This window comes from Nocardioides ginsengisegetis (assembly GCF_014138045.1).
GTDB lineage: Bacteria > Actinomycetota > Actinomycetes > Propionibacteriales > Nocardioidaceae > Nocardioides > Nocardioides ginsengisegetis.
In genome coordinates this window covers 1,702,027-1,721,622 of the sequence record NZ_JACGXA010000001.1, presented here as the reverse complement: position 1 = coordinate 1,721,622, position 19,596 = coordinate 1,702,027, and the positions used below count along the sequence as shown (strand labels likewise).

The following is a 19,596-nucleotide window of genomic DNA, read 5'->3' as shown; positions in this document are numbered from 1 at the left end:
TCGGCGCTCAGGCGGGATGCCCGCCGGGGATCTCGACGTCGGGGTCGTAGGGGGTCCGCGTGTAGACGAACGTCGCGCAGTCCAGGTGCGAGACGGAGCCGTCGCCACGACGTACGACGTGGAGCGTCTCGCCCCGGTGGTAGCCGGCAACGCCGACCACGCGGTCGCCCCGGACCTCGAAGACGTCCTGCCGGTTCTGCAGCGCGAGGCTGTGCACCTCCAGCCGCTCGTCGTGCCAACGCAGCTCGAAGGCCGTGTTGCCCCAGAACCACACGCCGGGCACGCCGGCGAGGGCGTCCGGCACGCGCACGGTCGGTGTCCACGGCGCCGCCGGCTCGACCGGCTCGTCGCCCAGCAACCGCGCCGGCACGGCGTCGGTCACCAGGCCGGTCGTGGCGTTGGTCAGCAGGACCGAGCCGTCGCCGGTCGCGGGGTCGACGAAGAGGCTGGCGAGGAAGCCCGGCATCGAGCCGGTGTGACCGACGAGCCGGCGCCCGTGTGCCTCGACGACCCGGAAGCCGAGTCCGTAGTCGCGCTGCCCCGGGCGGTAGGCCTCCCTGAGGACGTCGAGGTCGAGCACCCGGGGGTCGCCCTGGGCCAGGAAGCGTCCCCAGGCGGCCAGGTCCTGCACCGTGCTCCACGCCTGTCCGGCCGGCGCCATCGCCCCGGTGTCCTGATGCGGCTCCCGGGTCAGGGTCCCCGCGAAGTGCCCCACGCTGAAGCCCTGGGCGGACGGGCCCACCGGGAGGTACGTGGTGCGCCCCATGCCGAGCGGCTCGAGGATGCGACTCCGGGTGACGTCCCACCACGACTGCCCGCGCAGCCGGGCCACCGCCTCACCGAGGAGGGCGAAGCCGAGGTTGCTGTAGTGGAAGTACTCCCCCGGGTCGGCCACCGCGCCGGTGCCGTCGTTGGCGGCGAGCAGGTCGTCCAGGCCCACACCCGGGGACCGCTCCCACCACGGACCGACCGGTTCGCTCTGCATCCCGGACACGTGTCCCAGCAGGCCGGCGACGGTCGCGTCGGCGTAGCCCGTCCCGGGCACGACGGCACCGATCGGGTCGTCGAGGGCGAGCAACCCGTCGGCCACGCACTGCAGCACCGCGACGGCGACGAAGGTCTTGGTGATCGACCCGATGCGGTACTGCACGTCCGCCGGGTCCGGCCCCGGCACGTCACCGGCCCCGGCGACCTCGACCAGCACTCCCCGGCGCAGCACGCCGGCGACGACCGACGGCAGCCGGCCGATCGCCTGGTAGCCGTCGACGCACGCCTGCAGCCGGCCGGTCACTCGGCGAAGGCCTCCGGCGGCGGGCAGGCGCACACGAGGTTGCGGTCGCCGTAGGCCTGGTCGATCCGCGCGACCGGCGGCCAGTACTTGTCCGGGTCGATGCCGGTCGGGAAGACCGCGAGCTCGCGGGAGTAGGGGCGGTCCCAGTCGCCGACCAGCGCGCGCGAGGTGTGCGGGGCACCGCGCAGCGGCGAGTCCTCGGGGCTCCACTCCCCCGCCCCAACGCGGTCGATCTCCGCCTTGATGGCGATCATCGCGTCGCAGAAGCGGTCGATCTCGGCGAGGTCCTCGGACTCCGTGGGCTCGACCATCAGGGTGCCCGCGACGGGGAACGACATGGTCGGCGCATGGAAGCCGTAGTCGATGAGGCGCTTGGCCACGTCGTCGACGCTCACGCCGGTGTCCTTGGTCAGGCCCCGGACGTCGAGGATGCACTCGTGGGCGACCAGGCCGCCGTGGCCCTTGTAGAGCACCGGGTAGTGCTCCCCGAGCCGCGCGGCGATGTAGTTGGCCGACAGGACGGCGGTCGCCGTCGCGCGGGTCAGGCCGGCCGCCCCCATGAGCCGGATGTAGGCCCACGAGATCGGCAGGATGCCGGCGGACCCGTAGGGCGCGGCGCTGATCGGGCCGATGCCCGAACGCTTGGCCTCCTCGGGGTGCATGGCGTGCGAGGGCAGGAACGGCGCGAGGTGCGCGCGCACCGCCACCGGGCCGACGCCGGGGCCGCCGCCACCGTGCGGGATGCAGAAGGTCTTGTGGAGGTTCAGGTGGGAGACGTCGCCGCCGAACTCGCCCGGCTTGGCGTAGCCGAGCAGCGCGTTGAGGTTGGCGCCGTCGACGTAGACCTGGCCACCGTGGGCGTGCACGATCTCGCAGAGCTGCGTGATGGTGTCCTCGTAGGCGCCGTGCGTCGAGGGGTAGGTGACCATGATCGCGGCCAGGTCCTCGGCATGCTTGTCGCACTGGGCACGGAGGTCGTCGAGGTCGACCGCGCCGTCGTCGGCGGCCTTGACCACGACCACCTTCATGCCGGCCATCACCGCGGAGGCGGCGTTGGTGCCGTGCGCCGACGACGGGATCAGGCACACGTTGCGCCCGGCGTCACCGTTGGCGAGGTGGTAGCCGCGGATCGCGAGCAGCCCGGCGAGCTCACCCTGCGAGCCGGCGTTGGGCTGGATCGAGACGCGGTCGTAGCCCGTCACCTCGGCCAGCCAGCCCTCGAGCTCGTCGACGAGCTGTCGGTAGCCGGCCGCGTCCTCGGCCGGGGCGAAGGGGTGCAGGTCGGCGAAGCCAGGCAGCGACACCGGCTCCATCTCCGTGGTCGCGTTGAGCTTCATCGTGCACGAGCCCAGCGGGATCATGCCGCGGTCGAGCGCGTAGTCGCGGGCCGAGAGGCGGCGCAGGTAGCGCAGCATCGCGGTCTCGCTGTGGTGGGTCGAGAACACCTCGTGGGTGAGGAACTCGGTCGTACGACGCAGCGGCTCGGGCAGGGCGTCCGGCGTGGCCGCGTCGAGGGCCGCGATGTCGCCGCCGACGCCGAAGGCCTTGAGGACACTGGTGACCGTGGACCGGGTGGTGGTCTCCGAGGTGGAGATACCGACCCGGTCGGCATCGACGAGGCGCAGCTGCAGTCCGTAGGTGCGGGCGGCGGCGACGACCTCGGCCGCGCGGCCGGGGACCGACACGGTCAGGGTGTCGAAGAAGTCCTGGTGCTCGACCTCCACCCCACCGGCAACGAGGGCCGCGGCGAGCACGGCGGCGTAGCGGTGGGCGCGGGTCGCGATCGCCCGCAGGCCGTCGGGGCCGTGGTAGACGGCGTACATGGAGGCCACGACCGCCAGCAGGACCTGCGCGGTGCAGATGTTGGACGTCGCCTTGTCCCGGCGGATGTGCTGCTCGCGGGTCTGCAGTGCGAGCCGGTAGGCCGGTCGGCCCTCGGCGTCGACGGAGACACCCACCAGGCGCCCCGGCAGGTGCCGCTCGAGCCCCGCGGCGACCGCCATGAAGCCGGCGTGCGGGCCGCCGTAGAACAGCGGCACGCCGAAGCGCTGCGAGGAGCCCACCACGACGTCGGCACCGAGCTGGCCCGGCGACTCCAGCAGGGTGAGCGCGAGCAGGTCGGCCGCGACGACCGCGAGCCCGTTGCGCTCGTGGACCGCCTCGATGACGGGGCGGGGGTCCAGCACCCGGCCGGACGCGCCGGGGTACTGCACCAGGACGCCGCACAGCTCACCGTCGGGCAGCCCGTCGGTCAGGTCGGCGACGACCACGTCGATGCCCATCGCCTCGGCGCGGGTGCGCACGACGTCGATGGTCTGGGGCAGGGCGTCGGCGTCGACGACGAAGGGACCGGACGCCTTGCGGTTGCCGCGGCGTACGAGCGTCATGGCCTCGGCGGCCGCGGTGCCCTCGTCGAGCAGGGACGCGTTGGCCGTCGGGAGCCCGGTGAGGTCGCCGATGACGGTCTGGAAGTTGATGAGGGCCTCGAGGCGGCCTTGCGAGATCTCCGGCTGGTACGGCGTGTAGGCGGTGTACCAGCTCGGGTCCTCGAGCACGTTGCGACGGACGACGGGCGGCGTGATCGTGCCGTGGTAGCCCAGGCCGATCATCGTCTCCCCCGGTCGGTTGGCCGCGGCGATGGCGCGCAGCTCGCGAGCGGCCGCCTCCTCGGTCAGCGGGGCCGGCAGGTCCAGCTCCGCGGCGGCGCGGATGCCGCCGGGCACGGCCGCCTCCATGAGCGCCTCGAGCGAGGCGAAGCCCAGGTGCTTGAGCATCGCGGTCTCGTCGTCGGGGCGCAGCCCGATGTGGCGCTCGACGAACGGCAGGGCGCCGTCGAGCTCGGACAGCGACTGTCCCTGGTGGCGGGGGGCGTCGGACACGGGTGGCTCCTCGGATCAGCGGTCGATCGGGTCGCCTCCCCCTCTGTCGTCCGGCTCCCCGGTGCGGGGGCGATCTCCAGAGTTGCCTCGTCCGCACGGTCCGGGCGCCTGAGAGGTTCCGGGGAGGAATTGCCCCTTCGGCGCTCCGCTCCGGCTGCCACTGGCCACCGGGCGAAGACTCTCCCGTGCGGGATTGTCAGCGGCGCCAATCTATCAGGCAACGCGACAACGGCCCGCCGCCACGAGGGCGACGGACCGTTGTGAGAGTGCTGGGAACCCGGTGATCAGCCGGTCTGGCGGGCGGCACGACGCGCCGCGAGCTCGTCGCTGGCCGAGGGGGCGTCGTCCTCGGCGGTGCGCTCGCTGGGCAGCTCGGCGAGGGTGCCCTCGATCTCCTGCCACACGCCGCCGATGGCGATGCCGAAGACGCCCTGACCGCCCTGGAGGAGGTCGATGATCTCGTCGTTGCTCGTGCACTCGTAGACCGAGACGCCGTCGCTCATCAGCGTGACGCGGGTGAGGTCCTCGGTGCCACGCTGGCGGAGGTGCTGCACGGCGGTGCGGATCTGCTGCAGTGAGATGCCGGCGTCGAGCAGGCGCTTGACGACCTTGAGCAGCAGGATGTCCTGGAAGCTGTAGAGGCGCTGCGAGCCGGAGCCCTTGGCGCCGCGCACGGTGGGCTCGATGAGGCCGGTGCGGGCCCAGTAGTCCAGCTGGCGATAGGTGATGCCCGCGGCACTGCACGCGGTGGGACCCCGGTAACCGGTGTCACTCGGGAGCGGCGACACGTCGTCGCTGAAGAGGAGACCCTGCTCCTCCGCAGCCTCGACCGCCTTGGCGGTCTCGACGCTGGTGCCCAGCTCCTGCTCGTTCTCGTTCACACGGTCCTCCGCGGGTCTACTCCGTTGTCCGTAACTCCCGAGGGGGAAGTGTCGCGCGGCGCCCGCGGTGGGCGCACCACAACAGTGGAGTTACAACAGAGACATCTAGAAGGTAAGCCTCGACCTGAGGGTGGTCAACGACGTCGGCGGCGTGTCGGAACCCTCAACCTCAACTTGAGGGTGAAGGTTCGGGCCGATCGCTAGAGAGACTCGAAGTCCTCGGGGGTGACTTGGTCGAGGAACTCGCGGAACTTCTCGACCTCGTCCTCCTGCTCGGCGGGCACGGCGAGCCCGGCCTCGTCGAGGACCTCCTCGGCGCACACGATGCGCGAGCCGGTCCGCAGGGCCAGGGCGATGGAGTCGGAGGGCCGGGCGCTGACCTCGGCGCCGGAGCCGAAGACCAGGGTCGCGAAGAAGACCCCGTCCTTGACGTCGGTGATCCGCACCTCGGTGAGCTCGTTGCCGGTCGCCTCGAGGACGTCCTTCATGAGGTCGTGCGTGAGGGGCCGCGGTGGCACCACGCCCTGCTGGGCGAAGGCGATCGCGGTGGCCTCGACCGCCCCGATCCAGATCGGGAGGTACCTCTCCCCCGACACCTCGCGCAGCAGCACGATCGGCTGGTTCGAGGGCATCTCGACCCGGACTCCCATGACATCGACTTCGCGCACACGATCACCCTACTCCGCTGGGTGATGGGCGTTCGGGCGGCGCCGCGCGACGCCAGGGCGGAGGCGTCAGGAGGAGCGCAGGCCCGTCTTGACGAGGGTGGCGTGCAACCGCACCGAGAGGGCAGCGATCTCGCTGACGGCTTCCTCGGCGCGTGCCTTGGCGGCAGTGTCGCGGCTGCGCTTGTGCGGTGCTACGACCTGCTCGACGAGCCCTACCTCGCGGTCGGCCGCGGTCTTGAAGGCCCGGAGGTGGCGCGGCTCGAACCCGAAGTCGGCGAGCTCGCGGGCGGTCCGGGCGATCACCAGGGCGTCGGTGTCGTAGTGGCCGGTGCCGGGTCGCGGGGTGATCAGGGCGTACTGCTCGAGCTGGTCGAGCAGGTCCTCGGAGATCTCCGCGATCTTGACCAGCTCACGCCGCGAGAGGCGCAGGTTGTCCCGGCGCGCGAACGACTCGGCGCTCGGCAGGCCGTCGGCCGCGAGCGCGACCTGCGGCACCGTCGGCACGACCGCCTCGATCGGCGGCGGCTCCAGGCCCCGGTCGATGGCGTCGAGGTGCTCCCCTATGACCTTCAGCGGCAGGTAGTGGTCGCGCTGCATCCGCAGGACGTAGCGCAGGCGCTCCACGTCGTCGGAGGAGAACTTCCGGTAGCCGGCGGCGGTGCGCTCGGGCTTGATGAGTCCCTTGTCCTCGAGGAAGCGGATCTTGGGGATGGTGATCCCCGGGAAGTCGGGGCGCAGCCGGTCGAGCACCTCGCCGATGTTCATCCGCGTCCGGGACCCCGAGGTGGCTGCGGGCTGGTGCATGCTCGAGGACAACGTCAGCCCGCGTGCCCGGAGAAGAAGACGAGGCGGTACTTGCCGATCTGCACCTCGTCGCCGTCCTTGAGCAGGACCTTGTCGATCCGGTCGCGGTTGACGTAGGTGCCGTTGAGGCTGCCCACGTCGCTGACGGTGAAGGTGTCGCCGCTGCGGTTGAACTCCGCGTGCCGGCGCGAGACCGTCACGTCGTCGAGGAAGATCTCGCTGTCGGGGTGGCGTCCGGCGTTGACCTGGTCTGCGTCGAGCAGGAACCGGCTGCCCGAGCCCGGGCCCCGCTGCACGACGAGGAGCGCGTGCCCGACGGGCAGCGCGTCCACGGCGGCCGCGTCCACGGCGTTGAGCTGGCGGTCGGACGTCTCGGTCTTGTCCGCGCCCACCGAGATCGAGATCGTCGCGGTGGACTCCCCGGCGTTGTCGGCCGACGGCGGCTCAGGGGTCGCGGGTGTGTCCGCGGACACCAGTCGCGTCCCGCACTGGGCGCAGAAACGGGCGTCGTCGGGGTTCTGCTTCCCACACGCTGTGCAGAACGGCATCGGTCATCCTCCGGGTCGGGTCGTCGTCACCCTCGACCGGCCTGAACCCTCAGGGCCGGGTAGAGGTTGACGGTTGGTCCGAACCTATCAGTCCGGTGGGCCTGTGCGGGGCGGGCGCGCGAAGCACGCCGATGCTCCCCGCGACGTGGTCGGGGATCAGGCCGAGAGCGAGGCCTCGTAGGCCGCGGCGTCCATGAGCTCGTCGGTCGCGGACGCATCGGTGGGGACGACCTCGAAGAGCCAGCCGCCGCCGTACGGGTCGTTGTTGACCAGCTCGGGCGTGGCATCGAGGGACTCGTTGCGGGCGACGACCTCGCCGCTCACGGGCGCGTAGACGTCGCTGACCGACTTCGTGGACTCCAGCTCGCCGCAGGTGCTGCCGGCCTCGACGGTCTCGCCGACCTCGGGCAGGGACACGTAGACGATGTCGCCGAGGGCGTCCTGGGCGTAGTGGGTGATGCCGATCCGGACCGAGCCCGCGTGCTCACCGGGCGTCCGCAGCCACTCGTGCTCGGTGGTGTACTTCAGGTCGTCGGGGTACAAGGGGTCTCCTGTCGCAGAACGGGTGGCGCCTGACGTGCGCAGGCTACTGGCTCGGGTCGGGCTGGGCGTACTGAGGCTGCACCGGCTGCCGGACCGCCTCGATGTCGAGCGAGTTGAGCTCGTCGACGGTGACCTCGTCACCGGACTCCTCGAAGCGCTGGGTCGGGCCGTCGGGGAAGGACAGCGCCCCGGCGAGGGTGTGCGGGTCGCCGATGACGTCGATGACGTACGGCGCCTCCAGGAGCGTGTCGTCGACGTAGAACCCACCCTCGGCGTCCTGGATCGAGCTCTGCGCGATGACCCGGACCTGGCCGTTGATCTGCATGGCCTCGGCGCCGGCGGCACGGAGCTCCTCGATGGTGTCGAGGATGTCGTCGGTGCTGACCGGCGCCGTGAGCTCCTTGATGGTGATCCGGATGCCGGGGCCGGTGACGGGCACCAGTCCGGCCAGGATGTTCAGGGTGTCCGAGCGCGCCTGGGCCTGGTCGAGCGCCGCCTGCCGGGCGTCGGTGCTGGACTGCAGGTCCTCGCGGGTCGCCTCGAGGCGCGAGATCTCGGCCTGGGCGCGCTGGGTGGTGCCGGCCAGGCCGTTGAGCACGTCGATGAGGTCCTGCTCGCGGTAGCCGGCGTACGTGCTGTCGACCTCGTTGGCCCGGACCTGCGTGACGGCTGCGAAGCCCACGACGGCCAGGAGCACGCCGACGATCGCCTGGGCGCGGGACGGCTTGCGCAGCGCCTCGGTGAGGCGCTGGCGTCCGGTGTCCTGGGGGCCGGCCGGGGGCTTGCTCTGGTCAGTCATCGCGCTCATGCATGGAAGAGGTGGCGCCGGATGGCCGCCACGTTGGAGAAGATCCGGATGCCGAGGACCACGATGACGCCGGTCGAGAGCTGGCCGCCGACGCCGAGCTTGTCCCCGAGGTAGACGATCGCGGCCGCGATCACGACGTTGCTGAAGAAGGAGACGACGAAGACCTTGTCGTCGAAGATGCCGTCGAGGTAGGCGCGCAGCCCGCCGAAGACCGCGTCGAGGGCGGCCACGACGGCGATGGGCAGGTAGGGCTCCAGTCCCAGCGGGACGTCGGGCTGGAAGATCAGGCCCAGGACGATGCCCACGAGCAGCCCGAGTGCGGCGATCACGGCGTGTTCTCCTCGTCGACGTGGTTGTTCTGGTCGGCCGCGGTCCCGGCCTTGGCGGCCCGGAGGCGCAGCAGCCGCTCCGGCGCGGCCGGCAGGGACAGCGTGTCCTCATTGTGCAGCTCGTAGACGAAACCGAGCTGTTGCGCCACGTCGAAGAACGCGAGCCCGTGGGTCGTGTCGAGCAGGTTGGCCTGCAGGGTGCGGGTGTCACCGATGGCGAGGACGGTGTAGGGCGGCGAGATCGGCCGGCTGTTGACGTGGATGGCGATGCTCGCGTTGCGGATGGCGCTCAGGGCGGTCAGGCGCTGGCCGTTGATCGAGATCGCCTCGGCGCCTGCCTGCCACAGGCCGTCGACGAGCAGCGCGAGGTCCTCGTCGCGCACGGCCTCGGTCCCGTCGGCCCCGGGCGGGTCGTCGATCGTGATCCGGACGCCCTCTCCCCTGACGGGGACGAACCCGGTGCGGACCTCGAGCCGGCGCATCCGGGTGATCGCGGACTGCTCCGCGCTGGTGGTCCGCGCCAGCGTGTCCTGCAACCGCGTGTTGCGCTCGCGCTGGGCCACGATGCCGTCCTGCAGCCGCGAGACCGAGTCGCGCCTGGCGGTGATCTGCGAGATCAGCGTCGCCCGGGACGCGTCGTTGACGCTGGCGTTGCGCGAGGTCTGCACCGCCGCCGTCGTCACGAGCACCCCGAACACGGCGACGACCACCGCCGCGGTGCGGTGCGGGCGGATCCGGGCCGGCCCCGGCGACGTGGCAGCACGGCGTTCGGCGACGTGGAGGTAGTCCTCGTCCAGCGACTGCTGGGTGATGAGGGTCAGCAGGGGCAGGGTGACCCGGGCCGGCAGCTGCGGCGCGGGCCGGACGGCCGGGTCCGGCACGTCAGCCATGGCGGACCGTCGTACGGCGTTCTGTGGTGGCCAGCAGCCTGCGGACCTGCCAGGCGTAGAGGATCCCGGCCCACCAGTAGAGCCCGATCCCCCACAGGGCGAACGCCCAGCCGAAGACCTGGGCGAGAGTGGCGACGATGCCCTCACCGTCGCCGAGCAGGAGCAGCGGGAAGGCGTAGAGCAGGTTGAAGGTCGCGGCCTTGCCGAGGAAGTGCACCGGCAGGGAACTGTAGCCCCGCGTGCGCAGCAGGGGCACCAGCCCCCACATCAGCGCGTCCCGCAGCGGCAGTGACACCGCGGTCCACCACGGGATGACGTCGCGCAGGGCGAGTCCCACCACGACGGCGAGGATGTAGAGCCGGTCGGCGACGGGATCGAGGATCTGCCCGACCACCGAGGTCTGGTCGAGCTTGCGCGCCAGCCAGCCGTCGAGGAAGTCGGTGATCCCGGAGACCACGAGGAGGCCCAGCGCCCAGCCGTCGGCCTCCGGCCCGAGGACGAGCCAGAGGAACACGGGGACCCCCGCCAGCCGGATCAGGCTGAGCAGGTTGGGGAGGGTCCACACGCGGTTGTTCCGCGTCGAGTCGTCCGCCACGGGTGCCTGTTCGCCGTTCTCTGGAGTGTGATGGGGAGTGTCTGGAGCGTCGTGCGTGCACACCTTAGCCGTCGGTGCGGGCCCACGAGTGCGCACCCGCGCGGTGGGGTCCGCAGACCTCAGACCGGCTCCTCGAGATGGGCCGCGTCGCGGATCTCGCCGACCAGCTCCTCGATGACGTCCTCGAGCGTGGCCAGGCCGATGGTGGTCCCCTCGGCGTCGACCACGCGCGCCATGTGCGCACCACGACGCTGCAGGGTCTCGAGGGCCTCGTGCAGCGTGTCGTCGGACGTGACCGGCGCGAACGGCCGGATCCACTTGTCGTCGAGGGGCCGCTCGCGGCGCTCCTCGTCGGGCTCGAGGACGTCCTTGATGTGCAGGTAGCCGAGCAGCTCGCCGCCGTCGCCGGCCACCGGGAAGCGACTGAAGCCGGTGGCCGCGCAAATGGCCTCGACGTCGGCGCCGGACGCGCCGCGGGCGACGGTGGTCAGCGTGTCGGGCGGCATCAGCACCGACGTCACGTTCTTCTCGGTGAAGCCGAGGGCGCCGGCGAGGCGGTCGTACTCGTCGGCCTCGAGAAGGCCCTCACCCCGGGACTCCTCCACCATCGCCGCGACCTCCTCGCGCGTGTAGGTCGAGCTCACCTCGTCCATGAGGCGTACGCCGACCAGCCGCAGGAACGCCGCCGCGATCGCGTTGATGACGATGATGACCGGCCGCAGGACGGTGACGATCGCCCAGATCGGCGTGCCGAGCACGAGCGCGGCGCGGTCGGGGCCGGCCAGCGCGATGTTCTTGGGGATCATCTCCCCCATCACCACGTGGAGGTAGACCACGATCGCCAGGGCCCCCGTGAACGCGACCGGGTGCAGGAACCCCTCGGGGACGTGCGCGGCATGCAGCACCGGCTCGAGCAGGTGGGAGACGGCCGGCTCGCCGACCGCACCCAGGACCAGCGAGCAGACCGTGATGCCGAGCTGGTTGACGCCGATCACCAGCGAGATGTTCTCCATGGCGCGCAGCGTCGTCCGCGCGAAGCGGTTGCCGGCCTCGGCGCGCGGCTCGATCTGGGTGCGCCGGGCGGAGACCAGGGCGAACTCGGCCGCCACGAAGAACGCGTTGCCCAGGAGGAGCAGGATCGCGACGACGATCGCGCCACCGCTGCTCATGACTCCCCCGCCCCGGCGTCGGCCCGGTGGCCGCCGTCGTGCAGGCGCAGGCCCACCCGGTCGATGCGGAGGCCGTCCATGAGCTCGACGGTGAGCACGGCGAGCTGCTCCCGCGGCTCGTCAGGGTCGGAGTGGTCGGGCACCGGGACCTCGGCGATGTCGCCCACCTCGGGGATCCGGCCGATCACCTGCAGCACCAGGCCGGCGATCGTGTCGTAGTCCTCGTGGTCGGGCAGCTCGATCCCGGTCAGGTCCTCCACCTCGTCGGGGCGCAGCAGGCCGGACAGCGACCAGGACGAGTCGCGGCGCTGGCGCGCCCGGGCGCCGAGGCGGTCGTGCTCGTCGGCGATGTCCCCGACGATCTCCTCGATCACGTCCTCGAGCGTCACGATGCCGGCGTGGCCGCCGTACTCGTCGAGCACGATCGCCATCTGGAAGCCGTCCTTGCGCAACAGGGCCATGAGCGGGTCGAGGCGCAGCGAGTCGGGCACCACGATCGGCTTGGCCATCAGGTGCTTGACCCGGGTGGTCGCCCGCTCGTTGACCGGCAGGGCCACGGCGTTCTTGACGTGGACGGTGCCGACGACGGTCTCGTCCGCGTCGTAGACCGGGAAGCGGGAGTGGCCGGTCTCGCGGGCCAGCTCGATGACGAGGCTGGCGCGGTCGCCGACCTCGACGCTCGTGGTGCGCACGCGCGGCGTCATGATCTCGCCGGCCGTGCGGGATCCGAACTCCACGGAGCGCTCCATGAGCTCGGCCGTCTCCTGGTCGAGCGTGCCCTGGTCGGCCGAGCGCTGGATCAGGCTGGCCAGCTCGGTCGAGCTGCGGGCCGAGCGCAGCTCCTCCTGCGGCTCCATGCCGAGGCGGCGCACGAACGCGTTGGCCGACCCGTTGAGCACCCGGATGGGGATCTTGTTGACGGCCGTGAACGCGCGCTGGAAGCGCTGCGTCGCCCGGGCGACCTCCATCGGCTTGGCCAGCGCGAGGTTCTTGGGCACGAGCTCGCCGAAGATCATCGTGAGGATGGTGCCGAGGGCGAGCCCGATGCCGACCGCCACCGGACGTACGGCGCCCCCGGGCGTGCCCACCGCGCCGAGCGGACCGTCGATCAGGTCGGCGATGGCGGGCCCGGCCAGGAAGCCGATCGCCAGGTTGGTGACGGTGATGCCGACCTGCGCGCCGGAGAGCTGGGTGGACAGGGTGCGCAGCGCCTGCTGCACGCCCACTGCCCCGTGGTCACCCTCGGCGGCCGCCGCGTCGACCCGCGTGCGGTCGACGGTGACGAAGGCGAACTCGGCGGCGACGAAGATCCCGCACGCCACGATCAGCAGCAGGGCGGCGCCGAGCAGGAGCCAGGAGATCATCGGTGCCCTCCCGGCCAGAGCGGGGAGAGCCGGCGACTTTGGGAGCCGTCCATCGGAGTGGCTGATGTTCCTCACGGTGCGTGGTCACTGACTGGACAGCACTCTACAAGCCACGGCCACGGAGTTGCCCGTTCGGCCGTCGCGGAGGGCTGGACCGGGGCATACTCGGTGCTCGTCGCGTCGTTCTCTGGAGTCGCTGCATGTCCCCCACCCGTCGGTCCCTGCTCGCCGGCGCCGGCACGGCGGTCGCCACCCCGGTGGTGCTGCCCGCTGCTGCCGCGCGTGCCGCGTCGTACACCCCCGCCCACTACGTGGGCGCACCCCTGCTGTCCGCGCAGGGACGCCACCTCGTCGGCCGGTTCTCCTACGGCGTCACACCCGCGCTGGCCCGCCAGGTCCGCGACGCCGGCGGGCCGAGGGCGTGGTTCGAGCGGCAGCTCGACCCAGCGGCCGTCCCCGACCCCGGCACCGGCGCCTACCTCTCCTGGTGGCCGAGCCTGGCCCGCGGCCCGAAGGAGCTCGCCGACCGCAACGAGACGGGCGTCGAGGGCGGCTGGGAGGTGATGCTCGACTACGCCCGGTGGGTGCTGATGCGGCGGATGGGGTCGCGCCGGCAGCTGCTCGAGACGATGACCGAGCTCTGGGAGAACCACTTCAACGTCCCCGCCGACGGGGACGCGTCGTTCACCTACCGCAAGGACTACGGCGACACGATCCGCGCGCAGGCCCTGGGCCGATTCGAGGACCTGCTCCGCGCCGCGGTGCTGCACCCGGCGATGCTGATCTACCTCGACAACGCGATCTCGACCGCCAAGCACCCCAACGAGAACCTCGGCCGCGAGCTCCTCGAGCTCCACACCGTCGGGCGCGGCGCCTACACCGAGGACGACGTCAAGAGCTCCGCCCGGATCCTCACCGGGTACGCCGTCGACGTGTGGCGCACCTGGGAGGCGTCGTACAGGTCCTCGACGCACTGGCGGGGACCGGTCCAGGTCATGGAGTTCAGCGACCCCAACGCCGACGCCGACGGGCGGGCGGTCGCCGAGCGCTACCTCTCCTACCTCGCGCACCACCCGGCCACCGCCCAGCGGGTCGCGCGCCGACTGGCGGTGAAGTTCGTCGGCGACGACCCGCCGCAGGCGCTGGTCGACCAGCTGGCCGACGTCTACCTCGCGCACGACACCGAGATCCGTCCCGTCCTGCGGGCCCTCGTCGCGTCGCCGGCCTTCGCCTCAGCGGTCGGGGCCAAGGTGCGCGACCCCGGCGAGGACCTCGTCGCGACCTACCGGGCGCTGCGGGTCACGGTGGCGCGGCCTCCAGCCGGGTCCGGGGGCGAGAAGTACACCGCCAACGCGATGCTCTGGCAGGCCGCCAGCCTGGGGTGCATGCCGTTCTCGTGGCCGCGCCCCGATGGGCAGCCCATCGACAACGACTCGTGGGCGACCCCGTCGCGACTGCTGGCCTCCATGGGCATCCACCTCGGGATGTCCGGGGGCTGGTGGCCCAAGGCCGGCATCGCCTACCACCAGCCGGCCTGGTGGGTCCCGGAGTTCCCGATCCGCTTCAACCTGCTGGTCGACCACCTCGCCCAGCAGCTCCTGCACCGACGGTCGGACGCGGCCCTGCTCGAGGCGTGTTGCCTTGCGGTCGACATCTCGCCGACCGAGCGGATCAGCCGGGACCACCCGCTCGTGCAGTGGAACATGCCGCGCCTGCTCACCACCTTCCTCGACTCCCCCGCCTTCCTGACCCGGTGACCCCCATGACCACCTCCCCCTGCTGCAGCGAGTACGCCGCGCTGTCCCGCCGTGGGCTCCTCACCGGAGCCGTCGCCCTCGCCGGAGCCACCACGGTGCTCGGTTCGGCCGTGGTGACCACCTCGGCGGCGACCACGCCCGCCTCGTCCGTGCTCGTGGTCGTGTCGCTGCGAGGCGCCGCCGACGGCCTTTCCCTGGTCGTGCCGCACGCCGACCCCGTCTACTACACCGCGCGGCCCCGCATCGCGATCCCCTCGGACCGGCTGCTCGTCAAGGACGGCATGTTCGGGCTGCACCCCGAGCTCGCCCCGCTGCTTCCCCTCTGGAACGCCGGCCGGCTCGCGACCGTGCACGCCACCGGACTGCCCGCACCCAACCGCTCGCACTTCTCCGCGATGGAGGAGGTCGAGGACGCCAACCCCGGGTCCTCGGTCCGCGAGGGATGGCTGAACCGGCTCATCGGCACCGACGCGTCCCGCAGCCCGCTCCAGGGCCTCAACATGGGCGAGGGCACCATCCCGACATCGCTCTTCGGGGCCCAGCCCGTCATGTCGGCCGGCGACATCGACGGCGTCTGGATCCCCGGCGACGACCAGTGGGACGCCACCGGCGGCCGCCGCGCCTCACTGCACCGGATGTGGGACGGCAACGCCAGCCCCCTGGGCCGGGCGATGCAATCGACGTTCGATGCCGTCGACGACTTCAACCCGGTCCGCTCGACCCCGGACCACGCCGACACCTATCCCCGGTCCGACCTCGGGCGAGCCCTGGCCGAGGTGGCGCGCGTGATCCGCGGCGACGTCGGTGTCGAGGTGATCACCGTCGACCAGGGCAACTGGGACATGCATGCCGACCTCGGCACCGTGGAGTGGGGGCGGATGAACAGGAACGCCGCTGACTTCGCGGGCTCGCTGGCCGCGTTCTTCGACGACCTCGGAGCGCTGGCCGGCAAGGTCACGGTCGTCTGCCTCAGCGAGTTCGGTCGCCGCGTCGCGGAGAACGCCAACTACGGTCTCGACCACGGCTACGGCAACGTCATGTTCCTCGCGGGTGCGGGCGTCGTCGGCGGCTACCACGCCCAGTGGCCGGGCCTCTCGGGCGACCTCGACTCCGACCTCACGGTGACGACCGACTACCGCAGCGTCCTGGCCGAGGTCGTGGAGGCCCGTTTCGCGGCGTCGACGAGCACGGTGTTCCCGGGCTTCGTCCGCAGCCGGGTCGGCGTGATGTCCTGAGGATCAGCGCTGCCGGTGCCCGGGGGCGTGACCCTTGCTGGTGTGCGAGACGAGGCTGACCTGGTCGGCGCCGCCGTCGCGACCGCCGATCTGCTGCAACGCCCGGTCGACGTGCGCGATCTGCACGAGCGTGAAGAAGGCCGTCGCCAGCAGAAGCAGGGCGGTGCCCAGCCCGTGGGTGATAGCGCGCATCGTGTCCCCCCAGACGGTGATGCAGTGGATCTGTCGACACCCATGATCCTCGATGCCCGCCCGGAAGCCGACATTGGGGCGAGCTTGTACAGACGTGTCGCCCGCACGGCATCCCCCAGGTTGGGGAGAGTCGCTCGTCGGCGTCCTAGCCTGTGCGGGTGTCGACGCATCTCGAGTCCCCCCACGCCCTCGCGTCCCTGACGCGGTCACTCCACACCGTCGGGCGGCCACCCGTCGTGGGCATCTCCGGCTTCGGCGGCGCCGGCAAGTCCACGCTCGCCGCCGAGCTCCAAACCCTGCTCGAAGGGTCCGTCGTGGTCTCCTCCGACGACTACCTGCTCGAGCGACCACCCACGTCGCGCTCGGACGACTGGTCGGTGGTCGACCGCGAGCGGCTGGCCCGCGAGGTGCTCGACGGCGAGCAGGAGGCGGTGGTCCTGGTCGAGGGCATTGGGCTGTTCGTCCCCGGTCTGCTCGAGCGCTTCGACCTCACCATCTGGGTCGACGTGGACCTCGACCGGGCGACCGAGCAGGGAATCTGGCGCGACACCCACGTCTGGAACAACCCGCAGGAGGACTTGTGGCACGGCGTGTGGAAGCCCAACGACGCCGACTTCTTCGCGCGGTACCGGCCGGACCTGGCGGCGGACCTGCTCTACCGACGACCCGCCTGAGCCCAGCGTGGTCCAGCCCACACACAGCCCCGGGGGCGACGAGGATTGAGGAGTGCCCGGCCGGGGCATCACCCCTCCATGGCACGCAACATCTTCGTTCTCTCAGGCGGCGGTTCTCGCGGCGCCGGTCAGGTCGGGATGCTCAAGGCTCTGCAGGCCGCCGGGATCACGCCCGACCTGCTCATCGGCGGCTCCGTCGGCGCGATCAACGCCTGCTTCATCGGCTCCCACCCGGGCCCGGAGGGCATCGAGGCCCTCGCCGACAAGTGGCGTGAGATGGACGAGGAGTCCATCTGCGGCCCCCGTCGCGGCATCGTCATGAACGTCGCCCGGCGTCGCCCCTACCTCTTCTCGGCCGCCACGTTCCGCCGCCTGGTGCAGACCTGGGTGCCGACGTACCACCTCGAGAACCTCCCCACCCCGGTGCGGGTGGCGACCACCGACATCACCACAGGCCGCCCGGTGCACCACAGCCACGGCCTGGTCACCGACCTGCTGGCGGCCTCGGCCGCCCTGCCCGGCCTGTTCCCGCCGGTCGTCCTGCGCGGAGAGGACGGCCCGACGACCCACGTGGACGCGGGCATCTCGGAGAACGTCCCGCTCTCCGGCGCACTCGACGAGGTCCAGCCCGGCGACCGCGTGTTCGTCCTCGACGTGACGCGCACCCCCCAGACCCACCGCCACCTCCGCAGCCCGCTCGACGTGCTGATCGCCTCGCTCGTGGCCTCGGTCCGCTACCGCGACGAGCCGGAGTTCCCGCAGGACGTCGAGATCATCCGCCTCAAGCTCGACGAGGCCTTCGACTGCGGCACGGTCTTCGACTTCAGCCACACCGAGGAGCTGTTCCGCCTCGGCGAGGAGTGCGTCCGCGCGGTCCTGGCCGACGAACCGCCCGTCGCGTCAGCCGCCTGATCCCATCGGGAGCCACAGGCTCACCCGCGTCCCCTCCCCCGGCCGGCTGTCGATCTCCAGGCGTCCACCGGCGATGGTGGCCCGGTCGTACATGCTGGACAGGCCGAGGTGACCCGGCCGGTCGACGAGCTGTGAGGTGTCCACGCCCCGGCCGTCGTCCTCGACCGTGACGGTGGCGCCGGTGTCGTCGCGCTCCAGCGTGATGGTGACGTGCCGGGCCTGGGCGTGCCGACGGGCGTTGATGAGTGCCTCCTTGGCGATCCGGTACGCCGTCACACGGGCCGCCGGCGCGAGGCCGAGGTCCCGCGGGCCGCTGATCTCCCACTCGATGTCGCTGTCCTCGAACACGTAGCTCGCGGCGTCCTCGAGCGCAGTGCCGACGCCGAGCTCGAGGGCCGGGAGCTCGAGGTCGAAGAGGAGGTGGCGCAACCGACCGGTCGCGACCTGCACGGTCTCCAGCGTCTTGTCGACGCTCTCGAGGAGCTCGGGCGCCGCCTCCACCAGCTTGCGCCGGATCAGTCCCAGGCGAAGGTCGACCGCGGCCAGGGCCTGCACGGAGTCGTCGTGGACGTCGGCGGCGATGCTCGCCCGCTCGTCCTCCTGCGCCTGCACCAGCCGGCCCAGCAGGTCCTGACGCTGGTCGGCCAGCTCCTGCACGGCGCGCTCCGACTCGAGCCGCTCGGTGATGTCGCGCTGGACGGTGGCCAGCGCGAACGGCCCGCCCCCGTCGGGGCGGTACATCAGGAAGCTGGAGATCGCGACCGGCACCGGTGGGCCGCCGTTGCGGTTGCGCAGGGTCGACTGCCCCTCCCAGTGGCCCCGCTCCAGGACGGCCGGCACCTCGACGCGGGCCGACAGCTGCTGACCCTCCTCGGTGAGGTAGTCCTCGATCGTCGTGGTGGCGACGTCGACGTCGGGCGGCAGCCCGACCATCCGCCGGCCCGCGGGATTGACGTACAGCACGGCCCCGGTGGGCGCGGCGATCGCGATGAAGTCGCCGGAGGCCTCGACCAGCGCCTGGAACCGCACGAGCTCCTCGTTGGTGTTCCGGAGCACCCGGCCGGCCACCGCCCGGTCCTCGAGCAGCGTCAGAGCCCCGCGCGCAATCGCGACGACCAGCGCCGCTGCCGTCAGCAGGGTGCTTCCGAGCGGGAGGTGCCCCAGGGACGCCGCCAGGAACATGGCGACGCACACCAGCGCGAAGAGCACCGGGATGCCGATCCCCGGAGGCGCCAGCTCGACCGGCTCCGGCTCCCGGTCGAGCCCGCTCCAGCCCGCCAGCGCGATCGCGGCGGTGGCCGCCAGCGAGGTGGCCGCCAACCAGCTCCCGGGGTGGTAGGTCCCCGCGGCCAGCTGGTAGAGGAATGCCGTGTCGCCGACGGCGAACCCGACCACGCCCACGGCGAGCACGAGGTCGCTGGTCGGCGGGTGCCACTGCGAGGCCATCAGCAGCCCCGTCACGACGATGAGCAGCGCGACGTCCACGGCCGGGTAGGCCAGGTTGGTCGCGACGACGTCACCCGGCGTGCCGGCCCGGGTCAGGTGCTCGAGGGTGTCGTAGAGCAGGGCGATGGACACGGCTGCGACGGTGAGGGCGCCCAGGACGGCGTCCAGGACCAGCGTCGTCGAGACCCGCGGCGCCAGCGACCGCGCCCGCACCGCCAGCGCGGCGAGCAGCACGACCGACATCGCCAGCCACGCGAGGTCCGCGACCGAGGGGTAGGGCGCTGGGGTCAGGGTGCGCACGTAGCCGAGGTAGAGCACGAAACCCAGGGCGCGCAGCACCAGAGCGGTGGCGACCAGCACCCACAATGGGCGCGCGACGACCGAGCGCACCGGCCGGAGCAGGGCGACCACTGCGCAGGCGACGTACGCCGATCCCTGGAGCCACCCGTCCAGCGCCGTGTCGAAGCCGTCGCCGCGCACGCCGGGGACGGTCGTGACCGCGAAGGCCGCGACCAGGACGAGCAGCACCAGCTGGCAGCCGCGGACCGCCACGCGCATCGAGGACCCTCCCGTGTGCCCACGCCCGGGGGCCCGGGCGTGGGGACACCGTA

At 72.0% G+C, this 19,596-nt stretch carries 19 protein-coding genes and 1 riboswitch; of the genes, 4 read left to right on the top strand and 15 right to left on the bottom strand.

Annotated features, from left to right (window positions below; genetic code table 11):
* Window positions 1-7: 7 nt before the first annotated feature.
* From FB382_RS08180 to FB382_RS08120, 13 genes are all read right to left on the bottom strand, one after another.
* Complete coding sequence (locus tag FB382_RS08180; RefSeq protein ID WP_182538274.1) at window positions 8-1,291, bottom strand: serine hydrolase; 1,284 nt, start codon at window positions 1,289-1,291, stop codon at window positions 8-10.
* The gene (gcvP, locus tag FB382_RS08175; protein WP_425490064.1) at window positions 1,288-4,170 is read right to left on the bottom strand and encodes an aminomethyl-transferring glycine dehydrogenase; all 2,883 of its coding nucleotides are present in this window, start codon (window positions 4,168-4,170) and stop codon (window positions 1,288-1,290) included. The genes FB382_RS08180 and gcvP overlap by 4 nt, the downstream gene beginning before the upstream one ends.
* 86 nt (window positions 4,171-4,256) lie before the next feature.
* Window positions 4,257-4,366, bottom strand: a riboswitch (glycine riboswitch).
* 88 nt (window positions 4,367-4,454) lie between these two features.
* Entirely contained in the window at window positions 4,455-5,051 is a 597-nt protein-coding gene (locus FB382_RS08170) for a MerR family transcriptional regulator (protein WP_125036012.1), read from the bottom strand.
* A gap of 200 nt (window positions 5,052-5,251) precedes the next feature.
* A complete protein-coding gene (locus FB382_RS08165) occupies window positions 5,252-5,719 on the bottom strand; it encodes a bifunctional nuclease family protein (RefSeq protein WP_125036011.1) in 468 nt (155 codons plus the stop codon).
* Between the two features lie 66 nt (window positions 5,720-5,785).
* Window positions 5,786-6,523, bottom strand: coding sequence for a transcriptional regulator FtsR (ftsR, locus tag FB382_RS08160; RefSeq protein ID WP_182538272.1), 738 nt, complete (start codon window positions 6,521-6,523; stop codon window positions 5,786-5,788).
* 14 nt (window positions 6,524-6,537) lie between these two features.
* The gene (locus FB382_RS08155) at window positions 6,538-7,071 is read right to left on the bottom strand and encodes a zinc-ribbon and FHA domain-containing protein (protein WP_182538270.1); all 534 of its coding nucleotides are present in this window, start codon (window positions 7,069-7,071) and stop codon (window positions 6,538-6,540) included.
* Window positions 7,072-7,227: 156 nt separating this feature from the next.
* Window positions 7,228-7,614 carry a glycine cleavage system protein GcvH gene (gene gcvH, locus FB382_RS08150; protein ID WP_182538268.1) on the bottom strand — a complete coding sequence of 129 codons (387 nt, stop codon included), beginning with the start codon at window positions 7,612-7,614 and terminating at the stop codon, window positions 7,228-7,230.
* A gap of 43 nt (window positions 7,615-7,657) precedes the next feature.
* Window positions 7,658-8,413, bottom strand: coding sequence for a DUF881 domain-containing protein (locus FB382_RS08145; RefSeq protein WP_182538266.1), 756 nt, complete (start codon window positions 8,411-8,413; stop codon window positions 7,658-7,660).
* 5 nt (window positions 8,414-8,418) lie between these two features.
* The gene (locus FB382_RS08140; protein WP_125036007.1) at window positions 8,419-8,751 is read right to left on the bottom strand and encodes a small basic family protein; all 333 of its coding nucleotides are present in this window, start codon (window positions 8,749-8,751) and stop codon (window positions 8,419-8,421) included.
* A complete protein-coding gene (locus tag FB382_RS08135; protein ID WP_182538264.1) occupies window positions 8,748-9,641 on the bottom strand; it encodes a DUF881 domain-containing protein in 894 nt (297 codons plus the stop codon). Before FB382_RS08135 ends, FB382_RS08140 begins: the two co-directional genes overlap by 4 nt.
* Entirely contained in the window at window positions 9,634-10,206 is a 573-nt protein-coding gene (gene clsA, locus FB382_RS08130; protein WP_425490062.1) for a cardiolipin synthase ClsA, read from the bottom strand. The genes FB382_RS08135 and clsA overlap by 8 nt, the downstream gene beginning before the upstream one ends.
* A gap of 149 nt (window positions 10,207-10,355) precedes the next feature.
* Window positions 10,356-11,405, bottom strand: coding sequence for a hemolysin family protein (locus tag FB382_RS08125; RefSeq protein WP_182538262.1), 1,050 nt, complete (start codon window positions 11,403-11,405; stop codon window positions 10,356-10,358).
* Window positions 11,402-12,769 carry a hemolysin family protein gene (locus FB382_RS08120; RefSeq protein WP_182538260.1) on the bottom strand — a complete coding sequence of 456 codons (1,368 nt, stop codon included), beginning with the start codon at window positions 12,767-12,769 and terminating at the stop codon, window positions 11,402-11,404. Before FB382_RS08120 ends, FB382_RS08125 begins: the two co-directional genes overlap by 4 nt.
* Before the next feature lie 200 nt (window positions 12,770-12,969).
* On the opposite strand from FB382_RS08120, the gene FB382_RS08115 reads away from it, so the two are divergent.
* Both FB382_RS08115 and FB382_RS08110 read left to right on the top strand, forming a co-directional pair.
* Complete coding sequence (locus FB382_RS08115) at window positions 12,970-14,526, top strand: DUF1800 domain-containing protein (protein ID WP_182538258.1); 1,557 nt, start codon at window positions 12,970-12,972, stop codon at window positions 14,524-14,526.
* A 5-nt stretch (window positions 14,527-14,531) separates the two neighbouring features.
* Window positions 14,532-15,761, top strand: a complete 1,230-nt coding sequence (locus FB382_RS08110; RefSeq protein ID WP_182538256.1) for a DUF1501 domain-containing protein — start codon at window positions 14,532-14,534, stop codon at window positions 15,759-15,761.
* A 3-nt stretch (window positions 15,762-15,764) separates the two neighbouring features.
* Here FB382_RS08110 and FB382_RS08105 read toward each other — a convergent pair whose 3' ends face one another.
* Entirely contained in the window at window positions 15,765-15,953 is a 189-nt protein-coding gene (locus tag FB382_RS08105; RefSeq protein ID WP_182538254.1) for a hypothetical protein, read from the bottom strand.
* Window positions 15,954-16,111: 158 nt separating this feature from the next.
* Between FB382_RS08105 and FB382_RS08100 the strand changes: the two genes are divergently transcribed.
* A complete protein-coding gene (locus FB382_RS08100; protein ID WP_220481296.1) occupies window positions 16,112-16,627 on the top strand; it encodes a nucleoside/nucleotide kinase family protein in 516 nt (171 codons plus the stop codon).
* A gap of 78 nt (window positions 16,628-16,705) precedes the next feature.
* Entirely contained in the window at window positions 16,706-17,539 is an 834-nt protein-coding gene (locus FB382_RS08095) for a patatin-like phospholipase family protein (protein WP_182538252.1), read from the top strand.
* Here FB382_RS08095 and FB382_RS08090 read toward each other — a convergent pair.
* Complete coding sequence (locus tag FB382_RS08090; protein WP_182538250.1) at window positions 17,528-19,543, bottom strand: PAS domain-containing sensor histidine kinase; 2,016 nt, start codon at window positions 19,541-19,543, stop codon at window positions 17,528-17,530. The genes FB382_RS08095 and FB382_RS08090 overlap by 12 nt on opposite strands.
* Between the last annotated feature and the right edge of the window lie 53 nt (window positions 19,544-19,596).